Here is a 13,792-nt window from a genome sequence, read left to right on the forward strand (position 1 = left end):
TGTTTGAAATAGCCGCTCATTCTACCTGGATTCCCGTTTGACGCCAAACCACTGATGGTACCAACGGGGCAAAATTTGCTCTCTCAGGCCCGATATCCTGATTTTATTGCCGTCAATAGCGACGCTTATCTGACCCGATTGCGCGGTATCGTGCCAGCTGTAGCCCGCGCGGCGGTAGTTTTTCACCACGCCCGGCACCGGCATGCGCCAGGCGTTATAGCGCGACGCGGAGGCGATGGCGATGTTACCCGCCACGCTGCGCAGCAGCAGCGGCGTCGATGAGGTGCGGCTGCCGTGATGCGGAACCTGGATGATATCCGCTTTTAGGCGCGCCTTTTCCAGCGCCACCAGCTGCCGCTCCGCCGACGCCTCCAGATCGCCCATCAACAGCAGGCGCGTGGTGCCGTCATCCACGCTCAACACGCAGGAGTCGTTATTGTTGCTGACGTCGGAGCGTTTAAGCGGCCAGAGCGCCTCGACGTTGAGCTGCCCCCAGCGCCAGCGCGTGCCGCGCACGCAGGGCAGATGAGTGGGATCCCGCGTGGCGCTGCGCACCGGGACATGCGGCCAGCGTTGCCTGATGGCGTACAGGCCGCCGCTGTGATCCAGATGACGATGGCTCAGCACCACGGCGTCAAGGCGCAGACGCTTGCGTAACAGCCACGGGATAACGTGGCGCGTGCCGGCGTCGCCGCTTTCCCAGCGCGGCCCGGTGTCGTAGAGCAGCGCCTCTCTGCCCTGACGGATAACCACGCTCAGCCCCTGGCCAACATCCAGCATATCGATATGCCAGCCCGGCTCCTCGCGCGGCCAGCGCCAGACTATTAGCGCCAGCGCCAGCAGCAGACAGTTAACCGGCGCCGCGTAACACCAGCCGCATCGCCAGACGATCAGACCGCCCCACAGCAGCAGCGCCAGCGTGCCGGCGTCATAAAAGGCCCACCATCCCGCCGGCAAGGCCTGCAGCGCCGCCATCAGCCAGGCCACGGAGCGATCCGCCAACCACCATAAGGTGTTGCAGATCGTGCCACCCGGCATCAGCAGCGCCAGCAGAATCAGCGGCACACTGACAAAAGAGATAGCCGGTATCGCCAGCATATTCGCCGCCAGCGCCGAGAGGCTGAGGCCTTCAAACAGCATCACCTGAAGCGGCGCCATCAGCAGCAGCATCCCGAGCTGCAGATGAAACAGCTGAAGCGGCAGCCAGCGCAGGCCGCGGCGGCAGCGCGCCGGCAGCGGAAACCAGTGATACCAGCTCAGCAGCATGGCCACCGCCAGCGCCGAGAGCCAGAAGCTCTCTGACAGCACGTTTAAGGGATCGAACAGCAGCAGGCCGCCGACGCAGCAGGCCCAGACCTGCCAGCCGCTGAGCTGTGCGCCCTTGATGCGGAAGATCACCCACAGCGTCAGGGCGATCAACGCGCGCTGCGCCGGGGCGTGGCTACCGGAAAGCCAGCTATAGAGCGCCGCCAGCAGCCAGCTCGCCAGCAGCGGAAAGCGGTAGCCGATCAGATGCGCTGGCAGAGCCAGCTGCACGGCGCGCGCCATGAGCCAGCCGCTGCTGGCGGCGAGCGCGATATGCATGCCCGAAATCGCCATCAGATGCGCGGTACCGGTTTCCCGCAGCAGCTGGCGCAGCGCCTCGCTCATTTCCGCGCGTTCGCCAAACGCCAGTGCCTGTAATACCGCGCGCTGCTCAAGGGCATTAATAACCGGTAGATCGCGCATGATTCGCTGCCAGCGCCAGCTGCAGGCGAGCGATTCCGGCTGATAGCGCTGAATGCGGCCGCGCAGTGATGTATGGTTCGCCAGCGCAAAGCGCTGAGCGTCAAATTCACCCTCATTGAGCTGGGCATGCACCGGCCGCAGCGTCAGGGTCATCAGCCAGCGCTGTCCCGGACACCAGCTCTCCTGGCGATCGCCCAGCGACAGCCAGGCGAAACGCGGCGGAAACAGATAGCGCCCTTCCTGTCTGAGGAGTTGCACTTTGATCTGCTGGCGGTCGCCCCGGACCTCATCGATGCGCACGCTATAGGCGGCGGGCGTGGCGCTGGCGGCCTCGGTCTCGTCGATGCTGGCGCGCGCGGCGCCCAGCATCCAGACAACCAGCAGCAGCGCAATGCCCGCCGCACGCAGACAAGCGGCGTTTGCCCACAGCAGCAGCATGCCGACCACGGCCACGGCCACGATGCCTGCCGGCGGCGGCAGCTGATGGAGCAACAGCAGCGGCAGCGCCGCAAGAATCGCCAGACTGGCAAACAGTGTTACTGTCATGATGTATCCATCCCTGTTCAACCGGCTCAGTATGCGGATGAATCAAGGCTGGATCAGGGGCGGGATGACCGGTCTGCGCGTCGCTTCGCAGAGAAAAAGGGATATTGCAGAGAGAATGCCGTTTTTTTTGCGCGCACTCGCCTGTTACCGCAGGCAAAAAAAAACGACATCCTGGGATGTCGTTTCTGCGTTCGGTTACGGCTTAGCCGTAAATGTTTGCACGGTCTCGCAATTCTTTGCCCGGCTTAAAATGGGGAACGTATTTACCTTCCAGTTCCACTTTATCGCCCGTTTTCGGGTTACGACCCGTACGCGGTGCGCGGTAATGCAAAGAAAAGCTGCCGAATCCCCGGATTTCAATGCGTTCGCCCTGGGCCAGCGTTGTGGCCATGTGCTCCAGCATCTCTTTTACAGCATCCTCAACGACTTTCGCCGGAATATGAGTCTGCTGGCCAGCAAGTCTTTCAATCAGTTCTGACTTGGTCATGTAACCTCCGGTTAATCCTTGTGGGAAAGGTATGACAGCCTGCTACCGTAACCGGGCAGATTTCCCTGCCCGGTTGCTTCAGGTCGATTACTCGCCTTTAGCTGCTTTGAACGCTTCAGCCATAGCATTAGAGAAGTTGCCTTCTTCCTGCTTGTTGTTCACGGTCGCGATAGCGTCTTTTTCGTCAGCTTCGTCTTTCGCACGAACAGACAGGCTAACAACGCGGTTTTTACGATCAACGCCGGTGAATTTAGCTTCAACATCGTCGCCAACATTCAGAACCAGAGTTGCGTCTTCAACGCGGTCACGTGAAGCTTCAGAAGCGCGCAGGTAACCTTCAACGCCGTCTGCCAGTTCAACTGTAGCACCTTTAGCGTCAACTGCCGTTACTTTACCAGTAACGATGGCGCCTTTCTTGTTCAGGGTGATGTAGTTGTTGAACGGATCTTCAGCCAGCTGTTTCACGCCCAGAGAAATGCGCTCGCGCTCTGCGTCAACCTGCAGTACAACGGCAGCGATTTCGTCGCCTTTCTTGTACTCACGAACGGCTTCTTCGCCAGTCGCGTTCCAGGAGATGTCAGACAGGTGAACCAGACCGTCGATGCCGCCGTCCAGGCCGATGAAGATACCGAAGTCAGTGATTGACTTGATTTTACCTTCAACGCGATCGCCCTTGTTGTGGGTCTCAGCAAACTGCTGCCACGGGTTGGCTTTGCACTGCTTCAGGCCCAGGGAGATACGACGACGCTCTTCGTCGATGTCCAGAACCATAACTTCAACCACGTCGCCCACGTTAACAACTTTAGACGGGTGGATGTTTTTGTTGGTCCAGTCCATTTCAGAAACGTGCACCAGACCTTCAACGCCTTCTTCGATTTCTACGAAGCAGCCGTAATCAGTCAGGTTGGTCACACGACCGGTCAGGCGAGTGCCTTCCGGATAGCGTTTAGCGATAGCCACCCACGGATCTTCGCCCAGCTGTTTCAGGCCCAGAGATACACGGGTACGCTCGCGGTCGAACTTCAGCACTTTAACAGTGATTTCGTCGCCCACGTTGACGATTTCGCTCGGATGCTTAACGCGTTTCCACGCCATGTCGGTGATGTGCAGCAGGCCATCGACGCCGCCCAGATCAACGAATGCGCCGTAGTCAGTGAGGTTCTTAACGATACCTTTGACTTCCATGCCTTCCTGCAGGTTTTCCAGCAGCTGATCGCGCTCAGCGCTGTTCTCAGATTCGATAACCGCGCGGCGTGAAACCACGACGTTGTTACGTTTCTGATCAAGCTTGATTACTTTGAATTCAAGCTCTTTGCCTTCCAGGTGCAGCGTGTCGCGAACCGGACGCACGTCAACCAGTGAACCTGGCAGGAACGCACGAATACCGTTCAGCTCAACTGTGAAGCCACCTTTAACTTTGCCGTTGATAACACCGGTAACAGTTTCAGCGTCTTCGTAAGCTTTTTCCAGCGTGATCCAGGCTTCATGACGTTTAGCTTTCTCACGGGACAGCAGGGTTTCACCGAAGCCGTCTTCCACTGCATCCAGGGCAACGTCAACTTCGTCACCAACCTGGATTTCCAGTTCGCCGGCTGCGTTCTTGAACTGCTCTGCCGGGATGGCAGATTCAGATTTCAGACCCGCATCAACCAGAACGACGTCTTTGTCGATAGAGACAACAACGCCACGAACGATGGAACCCGGGCGGGTTTCGATTTCTTTCAGGGACTCTTCAAAGAGTTGAGCAAAAGATTCAGTCATATTGATAATCTTAGGATTCTTCAATTTAACGTCCACCTGACGTCAGTGTCGGATGGGGTTGTTTCACATGCCCTGCGCGCTTTCCCTGGCACAGGGTTACTGCAATTCTGTTTGGCCGAAAACATTAAATGCCCAGCTTAGTGCGGGCATATTCCAGCGCCTGATCAATGACTTGCTCGATGGATAACTGCGTAGAATCCAGAACCAGCGCATCGGCGGCGGGGACTAAAGGCGCAATGGCGCGGTTACGATCGCGGTCATCACGTTCTTTTATCTCGGCTAAAAGGCGATCAAAGTTAACACTAAAGCCGCTCTCCTGCAACTGTAGCATACGGCGCTGGGCGCGCTCTTCCGGGCTGGCGTCGAGGAAAATTTTTACCGGTGCGTCGGGGAAAACCACGGTGCCCATATCGCGGCCGTCGGCGATAAGGCCAGGCTCATCGCGGAAGGCACGCTGACGACGCAGCAGCGCCTCACGCACGCGAGGAAAGGCGGCAACGCGTGACGCGGTGTTGCTGACCTCCTGGGTACGGATTTCGCCTGTCACCTCTTCGCCCTCCAGGATCACCTGCAGTTCGCCTTCCTGCGAGACGAAACGCACGTCCAGATGCGCGGCCAGCGGCACCAGCGCCTCTTCGGATTCGATATCCACCTGATGATGCAGCGCAGCCAGCGCCAGAACGCGATAGATGGCGCCGGAATCGAGCAGATGCCACTGCAGCGCTTCCGCCATCGCTTTGCACAGGGTGCCTTTGCCTGCGCCGCTGGGTCCATCGACAGTTATAACCGGGGCCGTTGCCGTCATTATTCTCTCCTGTTGCTGCGCGTAATAGTCCAGCCTTCAGGCTGTTCAGAATGGGTAGCATTATACGCCGACAAGGATAACGGCGTTACCCTTTAGCGGAGACATCGCTAAAAATTGCAGCAGATTCAGACGATTTCTTGGCCGGTAAGGCCAGACGCAGTGAGAATGCCGGAGAACGCGCCTCTCCGGCAGAGTGCCCATCAGGCGTTGTGGCTGATTTTCGCCAGCTGATGGAAATAATCAGGGAAGGTTTTCGCGGTACAGCCAGGATCGAGGATGGTCACCGGCGTATCGGAGAGCGCCACCAGCGAGAAGCACATCGCCATGCGGTGATCGTTGTAGGTGCCGATCTCGGCATGGGTTAATTTTTCCGGCGGCGTGATGCGGATAAAATCGTGCCCCTCTTCCACTTCCGCGCCGACTTTGCGCAGCTCGGTCGCCATCGCAGCCAGACGGTCCGTCTCTTTAACGCGCCAGTTGTAAATGTTGCGCATCAGCGTGGTGCCCCTGGCGAACAGCGCGGTGGTGGCGATGGTCATCGCGGCGTCGGGAATATGGTTCATGTCCATGTCGATGGCGTTCAGCTCGCCCGCGGTACAGGCGATATAATCACTGCCCCACTCGATGCGCGCGCCCATTTTCTCCAGCACGTCGGCAAAGCGGATATCGCCCTGCACGCTGTCGCGGCCAATGCCGGTCACCCGCACGGTTCCCCCTTTAATGGCGGCGGCGGCGAGGAAATAGGAGGCGGAAGAGGCGTCGCCCTCGACCAGATAGTCGCCCGGCGACTGATACTGCTGTTGGCCTTTAATCAGGAAGCGCTGGTAGTGCTGGTTCTCTACCTCGACGCCAAAACAGCGCATCAGGTGCAGCGTGATGTCGATATAGGGCTTCGACACCAGCTCGCCTTTAATGGCGATCGTCGTGTCGCGCTGCGCCAGCGGCGCGGTCATCAGCAGCGCGGTGAGGAACTGGCTGGAGACGCTGCCGTCAACGCTCACTTCGCCGCCGGTAAAGCCGCCTTTCAGGCGCAGCGGCGGGTAATCGCTGTTTTCCAGATAGTCAATCTGCGCGCCGCCCTGACGGAGCGCGTCGACCAGATGCCCGATAGGACGCTCTTTCATACGCGGCTCGCCGGTCAGCACGATATCCTGCTCGCCCAGGCAGAGCGCCGCCGCCAGCGGGCGCATCGCCGTTCCGGCATTGCCGAGGAACAGCTCCAGCGGCTGGGACGCACGCAGCGCACCGGCCTGACCGACCACTTCGCACTGCGTGCGATCGGCGGAGAGGGTGAAATCGACGCCCAACGCCTTCAGGGCGTTCAGCATGTGCTTAACATCGTCGCTGTCCAGCAGGTTTGTCAGACGCGTGGTGCCTTTCGCCAGCGCCGCCAGCAGCAGCGCACGGTTAGAAACGCTTTTTGAACCCGGCAGATTAACGGTGCCGTCAACGCGTGCGATGGGTTGTAAGGTCAGGGAGTCCTGCATGTGAAACCAAATCTCCAAAAAAGGACAAAACCCCGCCGCGAGACGGGGTCTGAAGTCGGCGCGAGCGCCGACGCTACTGCGAAGGCTTAACCGTGACGACGAGCGAAGTCAGCCATAAAGTCGGTCAGCGCTTTCACGCCTTCCAGCGGCATCGCATTGTAGATCGATGCGCGCATGCCGCCTACCACGCGATGGCCTTTCAGCGCATGCAGGCCCGCCTTGAACGACTCTTCCAGGAAGAGCGCGTCCAGCGCGGCGTCCGCCAGCTGGAAAGGCACATTCATGCGCGAGCGGTTCTCTACCGCGACGTCGTTGCGGTAGAAGGGGTTCTGATCGATTAAGCCGTAGAGCAGATCGGCTTTGGCCTGATTGATCTTGTCAATTTCGCCTACGCCGCCCTTCTCTTTCAACCATTTGAACACCAGGCCAGAAAGATACCAGGCAAAGGTAGGCGGCGTATTGAACATCGAGTCGTTCTCCGCCAGCACCTGATAGTCGAGGATAGAGGGCACTGACTGACGCGCTTTGCCCAGCAGATCGTCGCGTACGATGACAATCGTCAACCCTGCCGGGCCGATGTTTTTCTGCGCGCCGGCGTAAATCACGCCGTAGCGGCTGATGTCGAGCGGACGCGACAGAATGGTAGAGGAGAGATCCGCCACGACGATCTTATCGCCGAAGTCAGGCTGCTCATCGATGGCGATGCCGTCGATGGTTTCATTCGGGCAGTAGTGCACGTAGGCGGCGTCGCTGCTCAGATCCCACTGGCTCATCGGCAGAATGGCGCGCTTGCCGTCGCGGGTGGTTTTTACATCCAGCGTGCGCGGCGTGCAGTACTTTTCCGCTTCTTTAATGGCGCTGTGCGCCCAGTAGCCGCCGTCGACGTAATCCGCCGTGGTCGCCTCGCCCAGCAGATTGCCCGGCACGGCGGCAAACTGCGCACGCGCGCCGCCGTGGCAGAATAAAACTTTGTAGTTGGCCGGGATTTTCAGAAGATCGCGTAAGTCCTGCTCCGCCTCTTCCGCTACCTTAAGAAACTCTTTGCTGCGATGGCTGATCTCCATAACGGAGGTCCCCAGACCGTGCCAGTTTGTCAGTTCTTGTTCTGCACGACGGAGCACTTCAACCGGCAGCATCGCTGGACCGGAACTAAAATTATAAATCTGCGTCATTTCCCCTCACCACAGTTATCCAGAACGGTTATGCGTTGCTTACCGGTTTTATCACTGCCTTATGACGCCTGCAATGATAAATCCGGACGGGATCACATTTTCTGAATCTGCCGCCCCGCAGCTTATGTCACAAATGCAACGCAGAGCGAAATTTTGTGAGGCAGCGCGTTTGCATGGCGATACGGCCGTTATTTCTCGCGCCTTTTAGCGATAATGGCGCGGAGAAATTTATGCCGTCTTCATAGCGCCAGAACGGCAAAGTCCGTATCATTGCGCGCTTTACGCCCACTATCTATGAGAGAGCGGTTTCATGACGCAAACCTTTATTCCCGGCAAAGACGCGGCCCTGGAAGATTCCATCGCGCGCTTCCAGCAAAAGCTCACCGACCTGGGCTTTAATATTGAAGAGGCCTCCTGGCTGAATCCGGTTCCCCACGTCTGGTCGGTGCATATTCGCGATCGCGACTGCCCGCTCTGCTTTACCAACGGCAAAGGCGCCAGCAAGAAAGCCGCGCTGGCCTCGGCGCTGGGCGAATATTTCGAGCGCCTCTCAACCAACTACTTTTTCGCTGATTTCTGGCTGGGTAAATCGATCGCTAACGGCGATTTCGTGCATTACCCCAATGAAAAGTGGTTCCCGCTGCCAGCGGACGGCTCGCTGCCGGAAGGCATTCTCGATGCGCGTCTGCGCGCCTTTTACGATCCAGACAACGCGCTGACCGCGCCAGAGCTGGTGGATCTGCAGTCCGGTAACGCCGAGCGCGGCATTTGTGGCCTGCCCTTTACCCGTCAGTCTGACCAGCAAACTGTCTATATCCCGATGAATATCATCGGCAACCTCTATGTCTCTAACGGCATGTCGGCGGGCAACACCGCCAACGAGGCACGCGTTCAGGGCCTCTCCGAGGTGTTTGAGCGCTACATCAAAAACCGCATCATCGCCGAAGCGATCAGCCTGCCGACCATTCCCGACAGCGTGATGCAGCGCTATCCCGGCGTGGTGGAAGCGATCGCGCGCCTTGAGGCGGAAGGCTTCCCGATTTTCGCCTACGACGCCTCGCTGGGCGGCAACTATCCGGTAATTTGCGTGGTGCTGTTCAACCCGCAGAACGGCACCTGCTTCGCCTCTTTCGGCGCGCATCCCGACTTCGGTGTCGCCCTTGAGCGTACCGTGACCGAGCTGCTGCAGGGCCGTGGCCTGAAAGATCTTGACGTCTTTACCCCGCCGACGTTTGATGACGAAGAAGTGGCCGAGCACGCCAACCTTGAGACGCACTTTATCGACTCCAGCGGCCTTATCTCCTGGGATCTGTTTAAAGAGAAAGCGGACTATCCGTTTGTCGACTGGTCGTTTAGCGGCACCACGCAAGAGGAGTTCGCCACCCTGATGGCAATCTTCCGCAAAGAGGATCAAGAGGTCTACATCGCCGACTACGATCATCTGGGCGTCTACGCCTGCCGCATTATCGTGCCGGGCATGTCCGATATCTATCCTGCGGAAGATCTGCTGCTGGCGAACAACAACATGGGCGCTGGCCTGCGCGAGACGCTGCTGGCGCTGCCTGCCACCAACTGGAATCCGGAAGAGTATCTGGATCTCATTGTGCAGCTGGATGAAGAAGGCCACGACGACTTCACCCGCGTGCGCGAACTGCTGGGTCTGGCGAGCGGCAAAGATAACGGCTGGTACACGCTGCGCATCGGCGAGCTGAAAGCGATGCTGGCGCTGGCGGGCGGCGATCTCGATCAGGCGCTGATCTGGACCGAGTGGACGATGGAGTTCAACGGGTCGATCTTCTCGCCTGAGCGCGCCAACTACTACCGCTGCCTGCAGACGCTGCTGCTGCTGGCGATGGAAGACGAGCGCGATCCGCTGCAGTATCACCACGCCTTCACGCGCATGTATGGCGCGGAGACGCTGGAAGCAGCTTCGGCGGCGATTAGCGGCGAAGCGCCGTTCTACGGTCTGCAGGCCGTGGATGAAGACCTGAACGCCTTCCCGGCGCATCAGGCGCTGCTGCAGGCCTATGAAAAACTGCAGGCGGCGAAGCGCCGCTACTGGAAAGCGTAATTCCCGCTGTTTTATCCGCAGGCAGAGTCATTTAAAAGGGCGTCAGCGCAGCTGGCGCCCTTTTTTATCCGCCAGCCGCGGCATTTTATTAACGCTTATTGATGGATAATACCCCGGTTTTATTTAACAATAAAATCGCGTTTGATTATTTTAATTAACAGAGCGGCGTCATCTCCCGCACACCAGTTAAAATAATATTATAAAATTTAAAATATATTTATTTATTTAAAATCAACAAATTAAATAAAATCCGCCTGCCGATTTCTCGCCTCAACCCGCTGCCTTCCGGTCAAATATGATCCAGATCAAATCCTGTCCTATACTCCTTTGTTAGTATTTTTCCAGACATCTTTTGGAGAGCGTTAGTGTGAAAGCTGACAACCCTTTTAATCTGTTATTACCGGCCGCAATGGCCAAAGTGGCGGAGGATGCTGGAGTCTACAAAGCCACAAAACATCCCCTGACCACCTTTTTTCTCGCCATCAACGCCGGCGTTTTCATTTCCATCGCGTTTGTCTTCTATATCACGGCGACCACCGGCAGTGCGGGCATGCCTTACGGCGTCGCGAAGCTGATCGGCGGCCTCTGCTTCTCTCTTGGCTTGATTCTGGTGGTGGTCTGCGGCGCTGACCTCTTTACCTCGACGGTGCTGATTGTGGTGGCGAAAGCCAGCGGCCGCATCACCTGGGGCCAGCTGATGCGCAACTGGATCAACGTCTATTTCGGCAACCTGGCCGGCGCGCTCTTTTTCGTCGCGCTGATCTGGTTCGGCGGCATGCATATGACCGCGAACGGCGCCTGGGGCCTTAACGTGCTGCAAACCGCCGATCACAAAATGCACCACAGCTTTCTCGAAGCGGTCTGCCTTGGCATCCTGGCGAATCTGATGGTCTGTCTGGCGGTCTGGATGAGCTATTCCGGCCACAGTCTGATGGATAAAACCATCGCCATGATCCTGCCGGTCGCCATGTTTGTCGCCAGCGGCTTTGAGCACTGCATCGCCAATATGTTTCTCATTCCGCTGGCTATCGTGATCCGCGACTTTTCCGGCCCGGCATTCTGGCAAGCCGCCGGCGCCAGCGCCGACCAGTTTCAGGCGCTGACGCCCGTTAACTTTATCGTCGACAACCTGATCCCGGTGACCATCGGCAACATTATCGGCGGCGGGCTGCTGGTCGGACTGACCTACTGGGTGATCTATTTACGCAACGGTTCGACCGCACACTAATCATTTCTGGCCGACGCCGCGCAGCTGGCGGCGCCAACATAAAGTCTTCTTAGATAAGGCAGGTATATCATGACCGATCTGAATGCAAAACAGGCTGCGGCCTGGGAAGGATTCGCCAACGGCGAATGGCAGAACAGCGTAAACGTTCGCGACTTCATTCAAAAGAACTATACCCCGTATGAGGGCGATGAGTCCTTCCTGGCAGGCGCCACAGACGCCACCACTAAGCTGTGGAATGCCGTACTGGAAGGGATCAAAATTGAAAACCGCACCCATGCGCCCGTCGACTTCGACACCGATCTCGCGTCGACTATTACCGCGCACGACGCCGGCTATATTAATCAATCGCTGGAAAAAATCGTCGGCCTACAGACTGAAGCCCCGCTGAAACGCGCCATTATTCCGTTCGGCGGCATCAAAATGGTGGAAGGCTCCTGTAAGGTTTATGGCCGCGAACTGGATCCCGCGCTGAAAAAAATCTTCACCGAGTATCGTAAAACCCATAACCAGGGCGTGTTCGACGTCTATACCCAGGATATCCTGCGCTGCCGTAAATCAGGCGTGCTGACCGGTCTGCCGGACGCCTATGGTCGTGGCCGCATCATCGGCGACTACCGCCGCGTCGCCCTGTACGGCATCGACTTCCTGATGCAGGACAAACTGGCGCAGTTCAATTCGCTGCAGAGCGACCTGGAAAACGGCGTCAATCTGGAAGCCACTATCCGTCTGCGCGAAGAGATTGCGGAACAGCATCGCGCCCTTGCTCAGATTAAAGAGATGGCGGCGAAATATGGCTGCGATATCTCTGGCCCGGCAACCAACGCGCAGGAAGCGGTGCAGTGGACCTACTTCGGCTACCTGGCCGCGGTGAAATCACAAAACGGCGCCGCCATGTCGTTCGGTCGCGTTTCAACCTTCCTCGACATCTATATCGAACGCGATATGCAGGCCGGTAAACTCACCGAAGAGCAGGCGCAGGAGCTGATTGACCATCTGGTGATGAAACTGCGTATGGTGCGCTTCCTGCGTACGCCGGAATATGACGAACTCTTCTCCGGCGACCCGATCTGGGCTACTGAATCGCTGGCGGGCATGGGCGTCGATGGCCGCACGCTGGTGACAAAAAGCACCTTCCGCTTCCTGAATACTCTTTACACCATGGGCCCGTCGCCGGAGCCGAACATGACCATTCTCTGGTCAGAAAAACTGCCGGTGAACTTCAAAAAATACGCGGCAAAAGTCTCGATCGACACCTCGTCTCTGCAGTATGAGAACGACGATCTGATGCGTCCCGACTTCAACAATGACGACTACGCCATTGCCTGCTGCGTCAGCCCGATGATTGTCGGTAAACAGATGCAGTTCTTCGGCGCGCGCGCCAACCTGGCGAAAACCCTGCTGTACGCAATCAACGGCGGCATGGATGAAAAAATGAAAATGCAGGTCGGTCCGAAAGAGGCGCCGGTAATGGACGACGTGCTCGATTTCGACACCGTGATGGCACGCATGGACCACTTCATGGACTGGCTGGCGAAGCAGTACGTCACCGCGCTGAACATCATTCACTACATGCATGACAAGTACAGCTACGAAGCTTCGCTGATGGCGCTGCACGACCGCGACGTCTATCGCACCATGGCCTGCGGTATCGCCGGTCTGTCAGTGGCTGCCGACTCGCTTTCCGCGATCAAATACGCCAAAGTGAAACCAGTGCGTGACGAAGACGGCCTGGCGGTGGACTTCGAAATCGAAGGCGAATATCCGCAGTTTGGTAATAATGACCCGCGCGTCGATGACCTGGCCTGCGACCTGGTTGAACGTTTCATGAAGAAAATTCAGAAGCTCGCCACCTATCGCAACGCCGTGCCGACTCAGTCAGTACTGACCATTACTTCTAACGTGGTCTATGGTAAGAAAACTGGTAATACCCCGGATGGTCGTCGCGCCGGCGCGCCTTTTGGCCCAGGCGCCAACCCGATGCACGGCCGCGATCAGAAAGGCGCTGTCGCCTCGCTGACTTCGGTGGCAAAACTGCCCTTCGCCTACGCGAAAGACGGTATCTCCTATACCTTCTCAATCGTGCCGAACGCGCTAGGTAAAGACGACGACGTGCGTAAAACCAACCTTGCCGGTTTGATGGATGGTTATTTCCATCATGAAGCGAGCATTGAAGGCGGCCAGCACCTCAACGTCAACGTGATGAACCGCGAAATGCTGCTGGATGCAATGGAGCATCCTGAGAACTATCCGCAGCTGACCATTCGCGTCTCTGGCTATGCGGTGCGCTTTAACTCGCTGACCAAAGAGCAGCAGCAGGATGTGATTACGCGAACTTTCACCAAATCGCTGTAAGCCTGATGCGCTGAGCTGTCACAAGGCTCCTTCGGGAGCCTTTTCTCTAAGGCCCGTTTTAACTGCGCTCCTCAGCGCAGGAACCAGTTAAAACTGACTTTATCACCGAGCACAACAGAGATTGTGCGCCTGCTGGCAGGTTAACCTGGAGAATA

9 protein-coding genes are annotated in these 13,792 nt (G+C 57.7%); 3 read left to right on the top strand and 6 right to left on the bottom strand.

Annotated features, from left to right (window positions below):
- Positions 1-21: 21 nt before the first annotated feature.
- The 6 genes from MC269_RS12065 to serC form a co-directional block, all read right to left on the bottom strand.
- The gene (locus MC269_RS12065) at positions 22-2,274 is read right to left on the bottom strand and encodes a DNA internalization-related competence protein ComEC/Rec2 (protein ID WP_239952555.1); all 2,253 of its coding nucleotides are present in this window, start codon (positions 2,272-2,274) and stop codon (positions 22-24) included.
- A gap of 202 nt (positions 2,275-2,476) precedes the next feature.
- Positions 2,477-2,761, bottom strand: a complete 285-nt coding sequence (gene ihfB / locus MC269_RS12070; RefSeq protein ID WP_033751281.1) for an integration host factor subunit beta — start codon at positions 2,759-2,761, stop codon at positions 2,477-2,479.
- An 87-nt stretch (positions 2,762-2,848) separates the two neighbouring features.
- Entirely contained in the window at positions 2,849-4,522 is a 1,674-nt protein-coding gene (gene rpsA, locus MC269_RS12075; protein ID WP_081136357.1) for a 30S ribosomal protein S1, read from the bottom strand.
- 124 nt (positions 4,523-4,646) lie between these two features.
- On the bottom strand, positions 4,647-5,327 hold the full coding sequence (gene cmk / locus MC269_RS12080; RefSeq protein WP_081135869.1) for a (d)CMP kinase: 681 nt from the start codon (positions 5,325-5,327) through the stop codon (positions 4,647-4,649).
- A gap of 200 nt (positions 5,328-5,527) precedes the next feature.
- Positions 5,528-6,814 carry a 3-phosphoshikimate 1-carboxyvinyltransferase gene (gene aroA / locus MC269_RS12085; protein ID WP_239952556.1) on the bottom strand — a complete coding sequence of 429 codons (1,287 nt, stop codon included), beginning with the start codon at positions 6,812-6,814 and terminating at the stop codon, positions 5,528-5,530.
- 86 nt (positions 6,815-6,900) lie between these two features.
- A complete protein-coding gene (serC, locus tag MC269_RS12090) occupies positions 6,901-7,986 on the bottom strand; it encodes a 3-phosphoserine/phosphohydroxythreonine transaminase (protein WP_081135875.1) in 1,086 nt (361 codons plus the stop codon).
- Between the two features lie 310 nt (positions 7,987-8,296).
- On the opposite strand from serC, the gene ycaO reads away from it, so the two are divergent.
- From ycaO to pflB, 3 genes are all read left to right on the top strand, one after another.
- Positions 8,297-10,057, top strand: a complete 1,761-nt coding sequence (gene ycaO / locus MC269_RS12095; protein ID WP_239952557.1) for a 30S ribosomal protein S12 methylthiotransferase accessory factor YcaO — start codon at positions 8,297-8,299, stop codon at positions 10,055-10,057.
- Between the two features lie 367 nt (positions 10,058-10,424).
- Positions 10,425-11,285: a formate transporter FocA gene (gene focA / locus MC269_RS12100; RefSeq protein ID WP_239952558.1), complete on the top strand. Its 861-nt coding sequence runs from the start codon at positions 10,425-10,427 to the stop codon at positions 11,283-11,285.
- 69 nt (positions 11,286-11,354) lie between these two features.
- Positions 11,355-13,637 carry a formate C-acetyltransferase gene (gene pflB / locus MC269_RS12105; protein WP_239952559.1) on the top strand — a complete coding sequence of 761 codons (2,283 nt, stop codon included), beginning with the start codon at positions 11,355-11,357 and terminating at the stop codon, positions 13,635-13,637.
- The last annotated feature ends 155 nt before the right edge of the window (positions 13,638-13,792 follow it).

It is taken from the genome of Pantoea sp. Z09 (assembly GCF_022394795.1).
Taxonomy (GTDB): Bacteria; Pseudomonadota; Gammaproteobacteria; order Enterobacterales; family Enterobacteriaceae; genus Pantoea; species Pantoea latae.